General features: G+C 34.3%; 16 protein-coding genes. 13 read left to right on the top strand and 3 right to left on the bottom strand.

Annotation, left to right across the window (positions count from 1 at the left end):
* Window positions 1-28 precede the first annotated feature (28 nt).
* From IR022_RS07815 to radA, 13 genes are all read left to right on the top strand, one after another.
* Window positions 29-1093, top strand: coding sequence for a glycosyltransferase family 2 protein (locus tag IR022_RS07815; protein WP_194203290.1), 1065 nt, complete (start codon window positions 29-31; stop codon window positions 1091-1093).
* Between the two features lie 6 nt (window positions 1094-1099).
* Entirely contained in the window at window positions 1100-2080 is a 981-nt protein-coding gene (locus IR022_RS07810) for a glycosyltransferase family 2 protein (RefSeq protein WP_194203289.1), read from the top strand.
* 5 nt (window positions 2081-2085) lie between these two features.
* Entirely contained in the window at window positions 2086-2916 is an 831-nt protein-coding gene (locus tag IR022_RS07805) for a glycosyltransferase family 2 protein (RefSeq protein ID WP_194203288.1), read from the top strand.
* On the top strand, window positions 2913-3827 hold the full coding sequence (locus IR022_RS07800) for an alpha-1,2-fucosyltransferase (RefSeq protein WP_050709402.1): 915 nt from the start codon (window positions 2913-2915) through the stop codon (window positions 3825-3827). The genes IR022_RS07805 and IR022_RS07800 overlap by 4 nt, the downstream gene beginning before the upstream one ends.
* A 2-nt stretch (window positions 3828-3829) precedes the next feature.
* Window positions 3830-5101, top strand: coding sequence for a glycosyltransferase (locus IR022_RS07795; RefSeq protein ID WP_194203287.1), 1272 nt, complete (start codon window positions 3830-3832; stop codon window positions 5099-5101).
* Window positions 5094-5936 carry a class I SAM-dependent methyltransferase gene (locus IR022_RS07790; protein WP_194203286.1) on the top strand — a complete coding sequence of 281 codons (843 nt, stop codon included), beginning with the start codon at window positions 5094-5096 and terminating at the stop codon, window positions 5934-5936. The genes IR022_RS07795 and IR022_RS07790 overlap by 8 nt, the downstream gene beginning before the upstream one ends.
* Window positions 5937-6031: 95 nt before the next feature.
* A complete protein-coding gene (locus tag IR022_RS07785) occupies window positions 6032-7186 on the top strand; it encodes a glycosyltransferase family 4 protein (RefSeq protein WP_194203285.1) in 1155 nt (384 codons plus the stop codon).
* Window positions 7183-7983: a glycosyltransferase family 2 protein gene (locus IR022_RS07780; protein ID WP_194203284.1), complete on the top strand. Its 801-nt coding sequence runs from the start codon at window positions 7183-7185 to the stop codon at window positions 7981-7983. Before IR022_RS07785 ends, IR022_RS07780 begins: the two co-directional genes overlap by 4 nt.
* A 3-nt stretch (window positions 7984-7986) precedes the next feature.
* Window positions 7987-8868 carry a glycosyltransferase family 2 protein gene (locus IR022_RS07775; protein WP_194203283.1) on the top strand — a complete coding sequence of 294 codons (882 nt, stop codon included), beginning with the start codon at window positions 7987-7989 and terminating at the stop codon, window positions 8866-8868.
* Window positions 8865-9683: a glycosyltransferase family 2 protein gene (locus tag IR022_RS07770; protein WP_194203282.1), complete on the top strand. Its 819-nt coding sequence runs from the start codon at window positions 8865-8867 to the stop codon at window positions 9681-9683. Before IR022_RS07775 ends, IR022_RS07770 begins: the two co-directional genes overlap by 4 nt.
* Window positions 9684-9884: 201 nt before the next feature.
* Window positions 9885-10424, top strand: coding sequence for a shikimate kinase (locus IR022_RS07765; protein WP_194203281.1), 540 nt, complete (start codon window positions 9885-9887; stop codon window positions 10422-10424).
* A 28-nt stretch (window positions 10425-10452) separates the two neighbouring features.
* Entirely contained in the window at window positions 10453-12168 is a 1716-nt protein-coding gene (locus IR022_RS07760) for a T9SS type A sorting domain-containing protein (RefSeq protein WP_194203280.1), read from the top strand.
* Between the two features lie 85 nt (window positions 12169-12253).
* A complete protein-coding gene (radA, locus tag IR022_RS07755) occupies window positions 12254-13618 on the top strand; it encodes a DNA repair protein RadA (RefSeq protein WP_050709393.1) in 1365 nt (454 codons plus the stop codon).
* On the opposite strand, the gene IR022_RS07750 is transcribed toward radA, so the two are convergent.
* The 3 genes from IR022_RS07750 to IR022_RS07740 all read right to left on the bottom strand — a co-directional run bounded on the left by IR022_RS07750 (window position 13607) and on the right by IR022_RS07740 (window position 15827).
* Window positions 13607-14287, bottom strand: coding sequence for an RluA family pseudouridine synthase (locus IR022_RS07750; protein WP_194203279.1), 681 nt, complete (start codon window positions 14285-14287; stop codon window positions 13607-13609). The two genes, radA and IR022_RS07750, sit on opposite strands and share 12 nt — an antisense overlap.
* Before the next feature lie 158 nt (window positions 14288-14445).
* Entirely contained in the window at window positions 14446-15192 is a 747-nt protein-coding gene (fabG, locus tag IR022_RS07745) for a 3-oxoacyl-[acyl-carrier-protein] reductase (protein ID WP_050709391.1), read from the bottom strand.
* 41 nt (window positions 15193-15233) lie between these two features.
* On the bottom strand, window positions 15234-15827 hold the full coding sequence (locus IR022_RS07740) for a TetR/AcrR family transcriptional regulator (RefSeq protein WP_050709390.1): 594 nt from the start codon (window positions 15825-15827) through the stop codon (window positions 15234-15236).
* Between the last annotated feature and the right edge of the window lie 112 nt (window positions 15828-15939).

Genomic DNA, 15939 nt, shown 5'->3' with positions numbered 1-15939 from the left:
TATTAAAATTGTAGATTTTACTAGATTAATGGATAATAATCAGCTAAAAGGTATATCAGAGGAAAGATTACTAGAGCAGAAAGAATATTTAGGGAGTGAGAAACTTATAAATAAAATAACTCCTTTGGTTTCTGTTTGTGTAGCTACTTACCAACATGTGGGTTATATAGCTCAGACGTTAGATGGTATTTTGATGCAGAAAACAACTTTCTCTGTTGAAATTATAGTTGGGGAAGATGGATCTACAGATGGAACAATTGAAATATGTAAAAAATATGCAGAAGAAAATCCAGATAGAATCAGATTGTATCTGAGAGATCGCAGTGAGTCACTTATATATGATGAAAATAAGGTTGCAATAGGATATTGTAATTGGATCTGGACTTTGCAGGAAGCCCGAGGCAAATATATTGCTATTTGTGAAGGCGATGATTATTGGACAGACCCATATAAGTTACAAAAACAAGTAGAATTTTTAGGAAAAAATCCAGATTATGGATTAGTGCATACAAATCTCATGCAATATTGGCAGGCTGCAGATAAGTATGTCGAAATGAGAAAGGATGTAAAATCAGGCTATATCCTTGACGAGTTGTTGTTTTGGAATAAAATATCAACACTAACGGTTTTAGTGAGACGTGAATTGATTATGTCTGCTATTGAGGAAGAGGTTATATTACCTAATTTTGTGGCTATGGATTATCCTCTTTGGTTATATGTATCCACTAAATCGAAGATTCATCATTTAGAAGATTTTACAGGAGTTTACAGGTCTTTACCTGAAAGTGCTTCCAATTCGTGGGATGTGGTAAAGAAACGAAATTTTGATAACTTTATTCATAATATCCGTATTAAGTTTGCTAAGCAATATGATAAGATGGATATAATAATGGGATTATTAATTGATTTCAGAAAAAATGATTTGAGTTTTTCGTTTCATTATAATTTTCCAGATATTGCAAAAGAGGCATATCGCTTTCTTTCTGAAAACCATTGTTTGTCGTTTAGAGATAGATTATTGTATTATGGGGCCACAAATAAGTTCGCTAAAGCGATATTGAAGCCTATACTTAGTTTAAAAAAGGGAAAGTAAATTACAATGAATAATCCTTTGGTTACAGTTCTGATGCCTGCTTACAATGCAGGACTCTATATAGCAGAAGCGATAGATAGTATTTTGTCTCAAACTTATACTAATCTTCAGCTTCTAATAATCAATGATGGCTCAACTGATAATACAGTTGCTGTTATTGAAAGCTATAATGATTCTCGAATCAGATTGGTTTCGAATGATAAGAACAGAGGACTTATTTATTCATTAAATAGAGGCTTAGAATTAGCACAAGGTAAATATATTGCCCGAATGGATGCTGATGATATAACTACTGATATACGATTCGAAACACAGGTTCGATTTTTGGAAGCTCATCCAAATATTGATATTCTGGGAACAGCTTTAGTGTATCTAGATACTCCATATGAGATACATCATCCTTTGGTACATGATGATATTGTGATCGGCTTAATTGATAACTCTACAGTGGCTCATGCTACTATTATGATGCGTAGAGATACTGTTATTGCAAAGAAACTTATCTACGAAGAAGAATATAAACACATAGAGGACTATAGGTTTTGGTTAGAAGCCGTAATAAAGGGTGTTAGGTTTGCGAATATTGATGACGTTTTTTATCATTACAGAACACATCCAGAACAGGTTTGCTCCGTAAATTATGATTTACAAGAAAGGACTAAAGAACCTGTACGATTGGCTTACCTATCTCATTTCTTTGGAAATGAAATGACTCAGGATGAATTGGCATCTGTACATAAATATAAGGATGTTGATTTAGCAACAAAAGTGATATTGTTAGATAAACTAAGCAAGATCAATAATAAGAACCAATATTTTTATTCAAAGGGGTTTGATCGGTATATGAATATTCTTATTTATAGGAATATTATACCTGATAAATATATTCCATTCGGAGACTTTATTAAAGTATTAACTGCGGGCGTTTCTTTTAAATTTATTTCGACCATGTTGAAAATAAATATAAAGAAGCTGCTTAAAAAATAGTTTATATGTCTGATCTCTCTCCCGCTATATCTATAATAGTTCCCTGTTATAATCAGGCTCAATATTTGCCCGAAACTTTACAAACGGTTTTGGAGCAGGCATATGCCAATTGGGAATGTATTATTGTAAACGATGGATCTCCCGATAATACGGAAGAGGTTGCGTTAGAATGGTGTGGAAAAGATGATCGATTCAAATATTTAAAAAAAGAAAATGGAGGATTATCCGATGCTCGAAATTATGGTATAAAACATTCACTCGGAAAATACATATTACCTCTTGATTCTGATGATAAAATATCAAAGGATTATACAAGAGAAGCCATTGAGGTTTTAGAAAAAGATTCAGCTATAAAACTCGTTTTTTGTAGAGCCCAATTATTCGGAGGAGATAATCAAGAGTGGGAACTTCTTCCCTATACATATGAGAACCTGTTATTTGTGCGTAATTGTATTTATTGCTCGGCAATTTATAAGCGTGAGGATTACAATAAAACAGTAGGGTATAATGTGAATATGATATATGGTTGGGAGGATTATGATTTCTGGATTAGCCTACTGAATAAAGATGATAAGGTTGTAAAATTAGATAAGATTCATTTCTTTTATAGAACAAAAGACGTATCAATGCGTACTTTGATTACGAAAGAAAAAGAGGATTATTTAAGGCTGCAAATTTTCAAAAATCACCAAGAATTATATTTACAATATATAAATCCGATTGCTCAATTTAGAGAGCTGAAGGAATTTAAATTAATAGAAAATTCATTACAATATAGGATTGGTGGATATGTTTTAGCTCCATTCCGATATATAAGTAAGATATTCAAAAAATGATATATATAGAATTAAACGGTAGGTTAGGTAATCATCTCTTTCAGGTAGCAACAGCAGCGTCTCTTGCTAAGAAATATGGGGTTGATTATAAAGCTGTGTGCCACGATGGCTATAAGCTTGCACCACCTGATAATTGCTATGTGAAAGAATATATAGAACAGTTCAGAAGTAATATACTTAGAAATGTTCCAATTCAGCTTGGACGTCCTTCTTCGGATTGTTTCTATTATTATGATATTGACTATGTTTATAAAGAAATACCTTTCGAAGGGCGAGATATGCTGCTTTATGGAGCATTTCAATCTGAGAAATACTTTGATAAGGAATTGGTAAAAGATCTATTCTCAATTCCTATTGATATCAAAGAATATATTTATTCGAAGTTTGGCGATCTGATTAAAGAGGGTATAACTTCTATAAATGTGAGGCGAGGCGATTACTGCAAGTTACCGCATCGGTATGCTGTTTGTTCTATGTCTTACTTTAATAAGGCAATAGATTATTTAGGGCGTGATCGGAAATATTTGATAATTAGCGATGATATAGATTGGTGCAAGAGACATTTCAAAGGAGATAATTTTTTCTTTGTGGATGACGAAGAACCAATTATAGATCTTTATATTCAGACGCTTTGTTCTGATAATATTATAAGTAATAGTTCTTTTAGTTGGTGGGGAGCCTGGTTAAATCCAAATTCGGATAATGTGGTTGTTTGCCCTAATCCTTGGTTTGGGAGGTCATATGATAACTACGATACAAAAGATATGATCCCTGAAAGCTGGATTCAAATAGAAAATAAATTGTCTTGGGATCTGCAAATTTTGGCTACTTTCTTGATTTGTAAAGAAAAGATACAAGGTTTGATGCCCAAATCGCTGAAAGAAAAAGTGAAGAAATTTTTGAAGAGATAAGTATGAAGGTTGTAACGCTAAGCACTAAAGATTCTTTTGGAGGAGCTGCACGTGTTGCATTTCGTCTCCATGAAGAGATTAATAAAAAGGGTATTGAAAATATTCTTTTGGTTAATAGCAAAAGAACTTCATCTAAAACAGTGCATTTAGCTGAGAATTATCATGATCCTCAGAATCGTATCACTAGTTTACTGAATAAATACAAACTTAAACTACAAGAAAAAAGAAGGCGTATTATTTGGGGTAGTTATCCCAATATGCAAACTAAAGTGCTATCAGATATTGCGATTTCCCTATTAAAAAACTCCTTGGATAAACTCGATTTCGATTTAGTTCATATGCATTGGGTGGGGGAGAGTTATGTTGATTTTACAGAATTCTCGAATGTAGAGAAGCCCATAATCTGGACAATACACGATTGCTTTTCGTTTACAGGATTATGTTCCTATTTCGAAGATTGCGACAAATATAAGACACACTGTAATGCTTGCCCTCAATTGGGGTCTACTAAAGAAAAAGACTTGAGTTACAAAGTGTTTGAGATGAAGAAAAAGAGATATTCTTCACTCAATTTTCATATTGTCAGCCCAAGTAAGTGGCTTGCTGATGCCGCTATGGGTAGTTTGTTGCTAAACAAGTATCCGGTAACAGTTATTCCTAATGGTATTGATACTTCTGTATTTGCCCCTATGAATAAGGAAGAAGCAAAAAAGAATCTATCTTTAGACACAAGTAAGAAGACCATTCTTTTTGGAGGAATATCGGTTATAGCTGATCCGCGTAAAGGAGGAGAGCTATTGATGGAGAGTCTAAGGCTATTGTCGGGAATGTATTCCGAAGATGAAATAGAGCTCCTTATATTTGGGGCTGAAAAACAGGATGATTATCAGTTTAACTTTCCTCCAAAGTTTTTAGGATATGTAAGTGAGGAAGCTGACTTGGCTTTGGCATATAATGCTGCCGATGTTACAATAGTACCATCTACGCATGAGAATTTTCCGAATACGATTCTTGAAAGTTTATCCTGTGGAACTCCTGTTGTGGCATTTAATATAGGAGGCAACCCTGATATGATTGACCATCAAGATAATGGTTACTTGGCAAAGGCTTATGATACATCCGATTTAACCGTTGGTATTGTATATTGTCTTAGCCATAACGAAGATAACGGTCTAAGTTATAATGCTCGAAAAAAAGTATTGGATAACTTCAAAATAGAGGATATTGCCAATCGATATATAGAATTATACAAAGAAATTTTAGCCAATGAATAACAATAAATGTCTTATTTGTGGAGGCGAAAGCATAAAATTGTTTTCGGCAAGAGTGTTGCATAAATACGATGTCGATTATCATAGATGTAGTTGCTGTGGTTTCATTCAGTCCGATACTGCGTATTGGCTAGACGAAGCTTATAGCGATGCTATTACTTCTATGGATATTGGCTTGATATATCGTAATCTGGTATATTCGTCAGCAGTGGAGAATGTAATAAAATCATCATTTGATTATAAAGGTAAATTTCTTGATTACGCAGGTGGATACGGAATGTATGTCCGTTTGATGCGTGATAAAGGTTTTGATTTCTATTGGGATGATAAATATTGCGACAATCTGTTTGCTAAGCATTTTACATTGGAGGAATTAGAGACATCAACCAAATTTGAGGCTGTCACTGCTTTCGAAATTTTTGAACACTTAGCTAATCCTCTTGAAGAAATAGAGAAACTATTCGGTTATTCTGATTCTATTATCTTTTCGACAGAGTTAGTTCCAGATAAAGAAATAACAAATACTAACGATTGGTGGTATTTTGCTCCTGAAGGAGGCCAACATATTAGTTTTTATACTAAACAGGCTTTTGAAGTTATTGCGGCTAAATTTTCATGTAACTTTTATTCTAATGGAAAAGATCTTCATATCTTGACTAAAAAGACGTTGAAGAAGAATCCGTTGGATTATACCAGAACTTTCTGGGATAAAGTAGCTGATCGTTTGATTGGTATACTGGGTAGAAGTAAAAGCAATGCTCCTGCTGCTATAAATTTAGGTAGTAAGATTCCTCAGGATGTGCAGTATATACGTCAGATTGTTCATCCGGAAGATTAAAGGTCTCAGACCTTTTTATTACTTTGACAGCTATACAAATAAAGCTAGTTAAAGCTATAAACATAGCAATATATAGTTGAAATAACTTGTTTTTTATGAAGGTATTGTACGATCATCAGATATTTGAGCATCAACGCATAGGTGGTGTGGCTCGCTATTTTGCCGAGATTATCAGGCACTTGCCTGCTGATGTTGAAGCTGATGTGTCTATACAATATACTTTCAACGAGTATCTGAGGGATATGAATATCCCTTTCGAGTGGAGAGATCAGTTAATTTCTTATTATTCTTTTCTTCCTAAACTAAATTTCAAAGGTAAAAAAAGACTTTATTCTTTTTTAAAAGATTTGTTTCCTGAAAAATATCCTGATTTTTATAAAGTCAATCAAACTAGAACAATTGAAAAACTAGAAAAAGGAGACTTTGATATTTTTCATCCTACTTTCTTTGATGATTATTATCTTGATCATCTCAATGGTAAGCCTTATGTTCTAACTGTGCATGACATGATTATTGAGCTATATCCCGAATTTATAAATAGTCCGGGATTTATTAAACGAAAGAAAAAGCTAGTTGATAATGCTGCTCATATAATTGCTGTCTCAGAAAATACGAAGAGAGATATTGTAAATGTATTCGGAACTTCTGTTGACAAGGTATCAGTGACTTATCATGCTTCGTCCTTAGTGGATGGAGGAGGTAAGCCGGAGAATTTACCTAATAAATATTTGCTGTATGTAGGAGATAGGCGTTTAGGCTATAAAAATTTCAAATTCTTTATTGCAGCTATACAGCCAATTCTGTTGGAAAATAAAGAATTATGTATTGTCTGTACAGGAGATCGTTTTACCACAGAAGAAAATAATTACTTTGAAGCATTAGGCATACAAGATCAGCTGAAAATTATATTTGTGAATGATACGCAAATGTTTGGATTATATAGATCTGCTGAAATGTTTATATATCCTTCTTATTACGAAGGTTTTGGAATTCCGATTCTGGAAGCATTTCAAGCTCAATGCCCTGTCGTTTTAAGTAATGGAAGCTGTTTTCCTGAAGTTGCGGGAGATGCAGGTATGTATTTTGATTCTAAATCGCCTGAACAGTTGAGATTTGCTGTATTAAGCTTATTGAATAATAAGGAATTAAGGCAAGAGATGATAAATAAAGGTACGCAACGTTTACAAAATTTCTCTTGGGAAAAGAGTGCTTTGCAGACCATCGAAATTTATAAAGAAATACTTAGATGAAGAAAGTATCCATAATAACCATATCATACAATAATGCGAAAGGATTACTTCGTACTATTGAAAGTGTAGTCAGTCAAACTTATACCAACTACGAATATATTGTTATAGATGGAGGTTCTACAGATGAGAGTAAAAAAATAATAGAGTCTTTTTCCGATAAAATAACATATTGGGTAAGTGAACCTGATGGAGGTGTATATAACGCCATGAATAAGGGGATTGAAATCGCTAAAGGCGAATATCTTCACTTTCTTAATTCGGGTGATAGCTATGCTTCGGAAGATGTCTTAAAAAAAACGTTTTTTAAAGAGTATAGAGAACCTCTACTTAGAGGAATTCAAATATGCGATTATGGTACTCATCAAATAAAATGGGAGAATCTGGGTAACCGCGAAGTTACTCTATATGATATGTTTGTAAATACGATGTTGCATCAGGCTACATTTATCAGACGTGATATGTTTGATAAATATGGAAATTATGATGAAACTCTTAAAATAGTGTCGGATTGGAAATTCTTCTTCCTAACCATATTAGGTGGAGAAAGAACCGTTTTTCTTGATTTGGATGTCGTTATTTTCGAAATGGAAGGTATCAGTACCAATAAAGCGCACGGTGAACGTCATTTAGAAGAGCGCAAACGGGTTATAAAAGAATTGATGCCTCATAATCTCTTGACGGACTATGAAAGGCTACGATCGTTAGAGCAAGAAGCTTATATTCCAGTGTTTATAAAGTCAAATAAATTGATCTATTTTTGCTTCAGAGCCTTATATAAAATATTCAATACGAAATAGTACATGAAAAACTACCCTAAAATATCAATTGTTACACCTAATTATAATCAGGAGAAGTATCTTGAGGAAACAATACTTTCGGTATTAAATCAAGGATACCCTAATCTTGAATACATAATAATAGATGGAGGTAGTACTGATGGTTCTGTTGAAATAATCAAGAAGTATGTAGATCGATTGGCTTATTGGGAAAGTGTGCCTGATAAGGGGATGTATGATGCTATAGGTAAGGGGTTCGAAAAATCGACAGGTGAAATTATGGCATGGATCAATTCTGATGATATGTATCAATCCAAGTCTTTTTTTACGGTAGCAGAAATATTTGGTAAGTATAGCCAAGTTAACTGGTTACTGGGGTTTCCTTCTGTATATGATGCCTTAGGACGTATTGTTGAATGTCCGCATACATTAAGACAATGGTCTAAATATGATGTATATATCGGTCAATATCAATGGATACAGCAGGAATCAGTGTTTTGGCGTCGCTCTCTATGGGAAAAAGCTGGTGCAAGAATAGAATCTAATCTAAAGTACGCAGGAGATTTTGAATTGTGGTTCAGGTTCTTTACTTATGAGAAACTATATGTGGCCACTGCTATATTAAGTGGTTTTAGAATGAGGGATGGCGAACAGCTTTCTATGAAACAAAAAGATGCTTATGATGCCGAGATTAAATCTGTGCTAGCTGCCAGAGTATATACTGAAGAGGAAAAATCTATTTTAAAGCGATACAATAAGAGGAGAAAACAATTCTTATTCCTGTCAAGATTTAGAATCTTTAATGCTAAGTTGATTCTTGATAAATTTAAGCTCGATAATTTTGGATATCCAGAGGTTATATTTTTCGATCGTCACGAACAATGCTTTAAACTCGGCAATCAATGAAAGTATCAATTATCACCATAAATTGGAACAATAAAGTAGGCTTGGAAAAGACCATAAAAAGTGTCTTGTCTCAATCCTTTACCGATTATGAGTTTATTGTAATTGATGGTAATTCGACTGATGGTAGTGTCGAAGTAATAGAACAACACAAAGATAATATTCATTATTGGGTGAGTGAGCCCGATTCGGGCATTTATAATGCTATGAATAAGGGTATTTATACAGCTCAGGGAGAATATTGTTACTTTCTTAATTCGGGAGATGTTTTTGTCTCAGATGATGTTTTGAAGGATGTTTTCAGGCACGATCTAGAGGACAATTTTGTTTGTGGTAATATAATCTGGGACGAGAAAGGAAAGCTCCGAAAAGATGATAGTTATAAGCATCGCGATTGGTTATTTTCTTTGTACGATATCTATTCAGGGTTTTTATGTCATCAGGCTTTCTTCGTGAAAAGGGAAATGTTTGAAGAATATGGATATTATGACGAAACACTTCGTATAATGTCTGACTGGAAGCATTTTCTGATAGCCATAGGCATCAATCACGAAAAGGTGCAATATGTTGATGTTGATATTGCAATTTATAATACTGATGGACTGAGTAGTACGATAGGAGGCAAAGCTATTTTAAAAGAGAAGCAAAAAGTTGCTAAAGAAGAATTGTCTGATCAGGTTTATCAAGAGATTGATAGATTATATTATTTATCGAGAAATGGCTTCGTAGTAGACTTTGTACACTCAAAAAAATGGATACATTTTTTATTTAAGGTCTTCTTAAAGATTTGCACTACTTTGAAGTTAACAAAACTATAAGATTTATTTAATACTTTTCTAATCTAACTGAAAATATCTTCTATTTTCTAAATAATTTCAACTATTTATTTCTATCAATCCTCTATTTAATTGGCTTCGTGTCTACCGTTTATCTAGATCATAATAAGGTTTGATACCTTAATATTTGTTTAGAGATAGTCTATCCTATAATTATTTGCTTATTTTTGTAAAAAGCATTTTATGACACGTATTTTCTTAATAGGATATATGGGCGTCGGTAAAACTACAGCAGGCAGAGAGTTAGCAAAGTCTCTAGACTTGGAATTTGTAGATTTAGACCATTTTATCCAGACCAGATATAGTAAAACAATCAGCCAATTGTTCGAGCAATTTGGTGAAGACGGTTTTAGAGAAATAGAAAATAAAATATTAAAGGAGGTTGCCGATTTCGAGAATGTTGTTATCTCGACAGGGGGCGGTGCTCCTTGTTTTTATAACAACATGGAGATAATGAATAATGCAGGGACTACTGTCTATCTCAAAGCAAGCCCCGAATTATTATCTGAAAGGTTAGACCTATGTAAAGAAAAAAGACCTTTGATAAAGGATAAAAACAAAGAAGAGCTTTTGTTGTTTATTAAAGAGAACTTAAATCGAAGAGAATCTTATTACAGTCGGGCTAAAATTATCTTCGAAGCAAAAGAACTTGTTAATAGGGAGGATGTAGATAAATATGTTCTTCTCTTGATTGACAGAATAAGTAATACACAAATACTTTAAAAGGATGATTAATAAGTATTTCCTAATAATGTTAGTATCTTTTGTATCTAGCATATCTGCTTTTAGTCAGATTAGTGAAGGTGGAACTCCTCCAAGTTTTAAATATCAGAATACTACACGATCAATCTCTTCTTCTATCATTAATGTTCCGGTCAATCTTGATATAAATCGCCTAATGTGGGAAGATGAAATAGTTGAAGAGAGTCGAGATGCTCCTCTTCGAATAGCTAAAGTCATACCTTTAAGCGTTAATATTGATAGTATTGGTAACTGGACTTCGCTCTCCGATTCAGTAAAGATATGGCAACAAGTAATCTATGCCGAAGGAGCTAAGGGATTGATATTAAGTTATAAAGATTTTTATATTCCTAAAGGGGCAAAATTATATATCTATAACGAAGATCATTCTCGAGTACTTGGTGCATATACACAGAATACGCATCCACAGGGAGGTAAATTTGCATCGGAAATTATAGCCGGAGATAAAATAACATTAGAGTATGTTGCTTCAACTATTTCAGATGAAGCTCCTCGTCTTGTAATTGAAGATATTGGCTATGTATATGGTGATAACTATAATAGAGCATTAAGAGCATCGTCACCTCCTACTCCTAAAATAAATTCATCTCAAAGTTGTATGATTAATGTGAATTGTCCGGATGGGGATAATTGGAAAGATCAAAAGCGAGGTGTAGTATTTTATCAGGTTAAACGTGGCGGTGCCTGGTCTATATGTTCGGGTAGTCTGGTTAATAATACTAAAAGAGATGGTACTCCATATCTTCTAACTGCTTCACATTGTTTTTGGGCCAATGGTGTAGTGGAATATGAGACTATTGTTGTTTATTTTCACTATGAATTTCCTGGCTGTGAAAACGAAGATACATTTCCGGTAACAACCAAAACTCTTGTAGGTACCGATCTTCTTGTTAACATACCTCTTCAAGGAGTAACAGCTGAGGGAGTTGCTGTACAGGGGTCTGATGGTACTTTGCTGAAACTGAAAACTAATATTCCTCTGGAATATAAAGTTTTCTTTAACGGCTGGGATACGAGAGATGTGGCTTCATCGTCTGGTGTTGTTATACACCATCCTAATGGAGATGTGAAAAAAATAGTAACTTATTTGCCACGTGAAGGTTTGAAAAACCCTGTTACAACACAAACCTATAACGGTGGTCCCGGATTTAATGGTATAACAAATGGTTTTTGGGGAGTTTATTATGATGGGCGTAGTGCTACGCAAGGAGGATCTTCAGGGTCTTCTATCTTTAATAGTAATGGTTTGATTGTTGGAACTTTAACGGGTGGGGTGAGGACTACTGATTATTGTTTAACTCGTAATTCACAAGAGTTTTTCGGTAAATTTGGATATCATTTTGATCATATGACAGATGTGAGTATGCAAATGAAGAAATATTTAGATCCTATTAACGAAGGCACTCCATACCTTAGAGGATATGATCCAAATAATCCTTTAGGAATAGAAGAACCGGTTATTGAGAATAGCACTCAAGAACTTGTTATTTTCCCAACTTTGGCAGATAATGAAGTGAACGTTAATGCAAATTCAATCATTCGCACTATTAGGGTATATGATATGAATGGACGTCAAGTCTATGCGAAATCAGGATATAATGCATCCACAACTACAATTTCTGTTAGTTCATGGTCAAAAGGAGTTTACTCAATTTTTGTTCAAACCGAATCTAAAAAATTGTCTAGTAAGTTTATAAAGAAATAAGCATTAATTGTCTTATTTTTGTTTTAATAAAGGAGATCTTTAAAATAGGTCTCCTTATCATTTTACTTAATTCGATCTATAAATAATGGCTAAGACCAAATCAGTATATGTTTGTAGTAATTGTGGTAACGATTCAGCCAAGTGGTTAGGGAAATGCCCTATCTGTGGAGAATGGAATACCTATGTAGAAGAGCTTATAGCTAAAGAAAGCAATAGTAGGCGCACTGATACTTTATTCGATTCGCCAAAGGCTAAGCCTATGCTATTACAAGATGTAAAAACGGGTGAAGAGCCTCGTTTAGATCTTAACGATGGTGAACTTAATCGTGTTTTAGGAGGTGGTTTAGTACCTGGTTCGTTGATTCTCTTAGGAGGAGAACCTGGCATAGGGAAGTCAACTTTAATTTTGCAAACGGTATTGAATCTAAATTCTCTGAAAACATTATATGTGTCGGGGGAGGAGAGTGTACGTCAACTTAAATTGAGAGCTGACCGCATAAACGAAAAGAGCCAGAATTGCTATATAGTATGTGAAACGAATCTGCAACAAATTTTTGTTCATATACAAAACACAAAACCAGAATTGGTTGTAATAGATTCTATTCAAACTATATTTACGGAGGGAATTGAGTCTTCTCCGGGAAGTGTAGCTCAAGTAAGAGAATGTTCCGCTGCTATTTTGAAGTTTGCGAAAGAAACAAGTACCCCTGTAATACTTATCGGTCATATAAATAAAGAAGGTAGTATTGCTGGTCCTAAAGTCTTAGAGCATATTGTTGATACAGTATTACAATTCGAGGGCGATCAACATTATATGTATCGTATCTTGAGAGGTATTAAAAACCGATTTGGTAGTACTGCTGAATTAGGCATATACGAAATGCGCCAGAATGGATTAAGAGAAGTTAGTAATCCATCGGAATTGTTGTTGACTCAAAATCATGAAGGCTTGAGTGGTGTGTCTATTGCTGCTGCTATTGAAGGTGTACGTCCATTTTTGATTGAGACTCAAGCATTGGTAAGTACTGCTGCTTATGGAACGCCTCAGAGGTCTGCTACGGGCTTTGATAGCCGACGGATGAATATGTTACTTGCAGTTCTTGAAAAACGAGCAGGTTTTAAATTGATACAAAAAGATGTATTCCTAAATATTGCAGGAGGATTGAAAGTGAACGATCCTGCGATAGATATGGCTGTGATAAGTGCAGTTTTATCTTCGAGCCTTGATATTGCAGTTGAAAGACATGTTTGCATGTCGGGAGAAGTTGGCTTGTCGGGTGAAATTCGTCCAGTCAATAGAATTGAACAGCGTATATTAGAGGCCGAAAAATTGGGTTTCTCTAAGATTCTTATACCTCACAATAATTTGAAAGGATTTACTGCGAAAGTAAATATCGAAATTATTCCTGTAAGAAAAGTTGAAGAAGCATTTCGTCAATTATTTGGATAATTGGGCTTCAAAAGCTTTCCATAGATTATCTTCGGGAACGGGTGCCGTTACTTCTATCAACTCTAGAGATACAGGGTGGATAAAGCTTATGTTACGAGCGTGTAGACTTATGCCTCCATCGGGATTTGATCGGTCAGCTCCGTACTTTAAATCTCCTTTTATTGTGCATCCCATTTTTGCTAATTGACAACGTATTTGATGATGACGTCCTGTTTCTAAATCAACTTCAAGTAGATTATATTTATCTGATTGAGAGATTAGCTTATAATGTAGAATTGCTTTTTTAGAATTAGGCTTTTCTGTATCGTAAGCATACGATTTATTTTGCTTCTCGTTCCGAACCAGATAATTGATTAATGTCCCTTGTGGTTCTTTCGGAGTGTTTTTTACAATAGCCCAATAAGTTTTCTTTATTTCTTTATCCTGAAACATTTTATTTAGACGAGGAAGAGCTTTACTTGTTTTTGCAAATACAACGATTCCGCTAACAGGTCTATCCAAACGATGCGTTACTCCACAGAATACATTCCCGGGTTTGTTATATTTTTCCTTAAGCCATTCTTTCACTATTTCCGAAAGAGGCTTATCTCCTGTTTTATCGCCTTGTACGATTTCCGAAACAGTTTTATTTACAATAATGATATGATTATCTTCGTATAGTACAGTCATAATGTTGGGGACAAAAAATAAAGACGCAAAGTTAATTAAAATCTTTGCGTCTTTTATATTATGTGAGTGAAATGTATCTCTCGAATATTATTGCCATATTTAATAAAACTGATATAAGCTAATCTTATAAGCTAAAGCAATAAAATTGGTTTGTGATCTTACATATTCATACCGCCACAAACAGGAATTGCTTGTCCGCTAACATAAGATGATAGATCAGAACCTAAAAATACTGCTACATTAGCAACATCTTCAGGAGTACCTCCGCGACGAAGTGGAATTTGTTCTGCCCATTGTTTTTTAACATCGTCAGATAATGCACCTGTCATTTCAGTAATAATAAATCCTGGGCAAATACAGTTTGCACGTATTCCTCTTGAACCTATTTCTTTTGCAATAGATTTAGCAAGACCAATCATACCTGCTTTTGATGCAGAGTAATTAGTTTGACCAGCATTTCCTGAAAGACCAACAACAGAACTCATGTTGATGATACTTCCTGATTTTTGTTTCATCATTACAGGTGTAATAGCATGGATGAAGTTAAATGCAGATTTTAGGTTTACATTAATAACCAAATCCCATTGTTGTTCAGTCATACGCATCATAAGACCATCGCGAGTGATACCGGCATTGTTAACTAAGATGTCAACTTTTCCGAAATCTGCAACGATTGCATCTACTACTTTGTGTGTATCGTCAAAATCCGCAGCATTTGATGCATATGCTTTAACTTTAACGCCTAAAGCAGCTATTTCTTTTTCTGTTTGTTTCGCATTATCATCAACAGCTAGATCGGTGAATGCTATGTTTGCACCTTCTTGTGCATATTTTATTGCTATTGCTTTTCCGATACCTCTGGCTGCACCAGTTATGATCGCTGTTTTTCCTTCTAAAAGTTTCATAATCAAATATTAAATTACTCGTGAATATTTATTTTGTTGATTTAGTTCTTGTTCTTTTTTATTCCTTGAAAAATAAGATGAGATATGTTGAGGTAGCGTCTCTTATTATCTGAATCTTTGGGATTGATGAGTCCTCTTATGTAGGGAACCTCTAATCCTCTAAGTGCATTGTGCACTATCTCAGCCGTGAAGTCAACATCGGGCATTGAGAGAGTTCCTTCGTCCACTCCTTTTTGTAGTATCTCTTTGAGAATTTCGGTTTCTTTTCTATCGAATGTTTTGCGTACATTCTGCACGCGCCAGATATCTCTGAAGAAATCGGCTCTAAGATTTCCGTTACGTGCTACAACATTCTTTACAGCATCGAGACGGGTATAAAAAAACAGCATTAATTTTTCGTCTGCGGGAAGATCTTTTTCGACTACAGCTTGTAGTGCTTTAATCATCTTATCGAGTTCAGACTCAACGACAGCCTTATATACCTCATTTTTATTATTGAAATAAGTATATAAAGTGCGACGACCTTTGTGCGAAGCAACAGCAATGTCATTCATAGTTGTATTTTCGACACCCAGCTTAGCAAATAATTGCCGGGCGACATCAATCAACATATTTCTTGTTTTGGTTATTGCCATATTCTATAAAACTGCACAGTCCTTTATGTTTTGTGCAAAAATAACACAAAATATTCAGACTTGATTAGTTCTTTCTTTTTTAATTATAAATTTTTTGAAGCCTATTAGTTCT

The organism is Dysgonomonas sp. GY617 (genome assembly GCF_015233815.1).
In the GTDB taxonomy this organism is placed as follows: Bacteria; Bacteroidota; Bacteroidia; order Bacteroidales; family Dysgonomonadaceae; genus Dysgonomonas_A.
This window is presented reverse-complemented; position numbering and strand designations above follow the sequence as displayed.

Excerpts from the sequence above, each read along its gene's own strand:
- IR022_RS07815 (WP_194203290.1), top strand. The coding sequence starts at position 29 with ATGGATAATAATCAGCTAAAAGGTATATCAGAGGAAAGATTACTAGAG.
- IR022_RS07810 (WP_194203289.1), top strand. The coding sequence starts at position 1,100 with ATGAATAATCCTTTGGTTACAGTTCTGATGCCTGCTTACAATGCAGGA.
- IR022_RS07805 (WP_194203288.1), top strand. The coding sequence starts at position 2,086 with ATGTCTGATCTCTCTCCCGCTATATCTATAATAGTTCCCTGTTATAAT.
- IR022_RS07800 (WP_050709402.1), top strand. The coding sequence starts at position 2,913 with ATGATATATATAGAATTAAACGGTAGGTTAGGTAATCATCTCTTTCAG.
- IR022_RS07795 (WP_194203287.1), top strand. The coding sequence starts at position 3,830 with ATGAAGGTTGTAACGCTAAGCACTAAAGATTCTTTTGGAGGAGCTGCA.
- IR022_RS07790 (WP_194203286.1), top strand. The coding sequence starts at position 5,094 with ATGAATAACAATAAATGTCTTATTTGTGGAGGCGAAAGCATAAAATTG.
- IR022_RS07785 (WP_194203285.1), top strand. The coding sequence starts at position 6,032 with ATGAAGGTATTGTACGATCATCAGATATTTGAGCATCAACGCATAGGT.
- IR022_RS07780 (WP_194203284.1), top strand. The coding sequence starts at position 7,183 with ATGAAGAAAGTATCCATAATAACCATATCATACAATAATGCGAAAGGA.
- IR022_RS07775 (WP_194203283.1), top strand. The coding sequence starts at position 7,987 with ATGAAAAACTACCCTAAAATATCAATTGTTACACCTAATTATAATCAG.
- IR022_RS07770 (WP_194203282.1), top strand. The coding sequence starts at position 8,865 with ATGAAAGTATCAATTATCACCATAAATTGGAACAATAAAGTAGGCTTG.
- IR022_RS07765 (WP_194203281.1), top strand. The coding sequence starts at position 9,885 with ATGACACGTATTTTCTTAATAGGATATATGGGCGTCGGTAAAACTACA.
- IR022_RS07760 (WP_194203280.1), top strand. The coding sequence starts at position 10,453 with ATGTTAGTATCTTTTGTATCTAGCATATCTGCTTTTAGTCAGATTAGT.
- radA (WP_050709393.1), top strand. The coding sequence starts at position 12,254 with ATGGCTAAGACCAAATCAGTATATGTTTGTAGTAATTGTGGTAACGAT.
- IR022_RS07750 (WP_194203279.1), bottom strand. The coding sequence starts at position 14,287 with ATGACTGTACTATACGAAGATAATCATATCATTATTGTAAATAAAACT.
- fabG (WP_050709391.1), bottom strand. The coding sequence starts at position 15,192 with ATGAAACTTTTAGAAGGAAAAACAGCGATCATAACTGGTGCAGCCAGA.
- IR022_RS07740 (WP_050709390.1), bottom strand. The coding sequence starts at position 15,827 with ATGGCAATAACCAAAACAAGAAATATGTTGATTGATGTCGCCCGGCAA.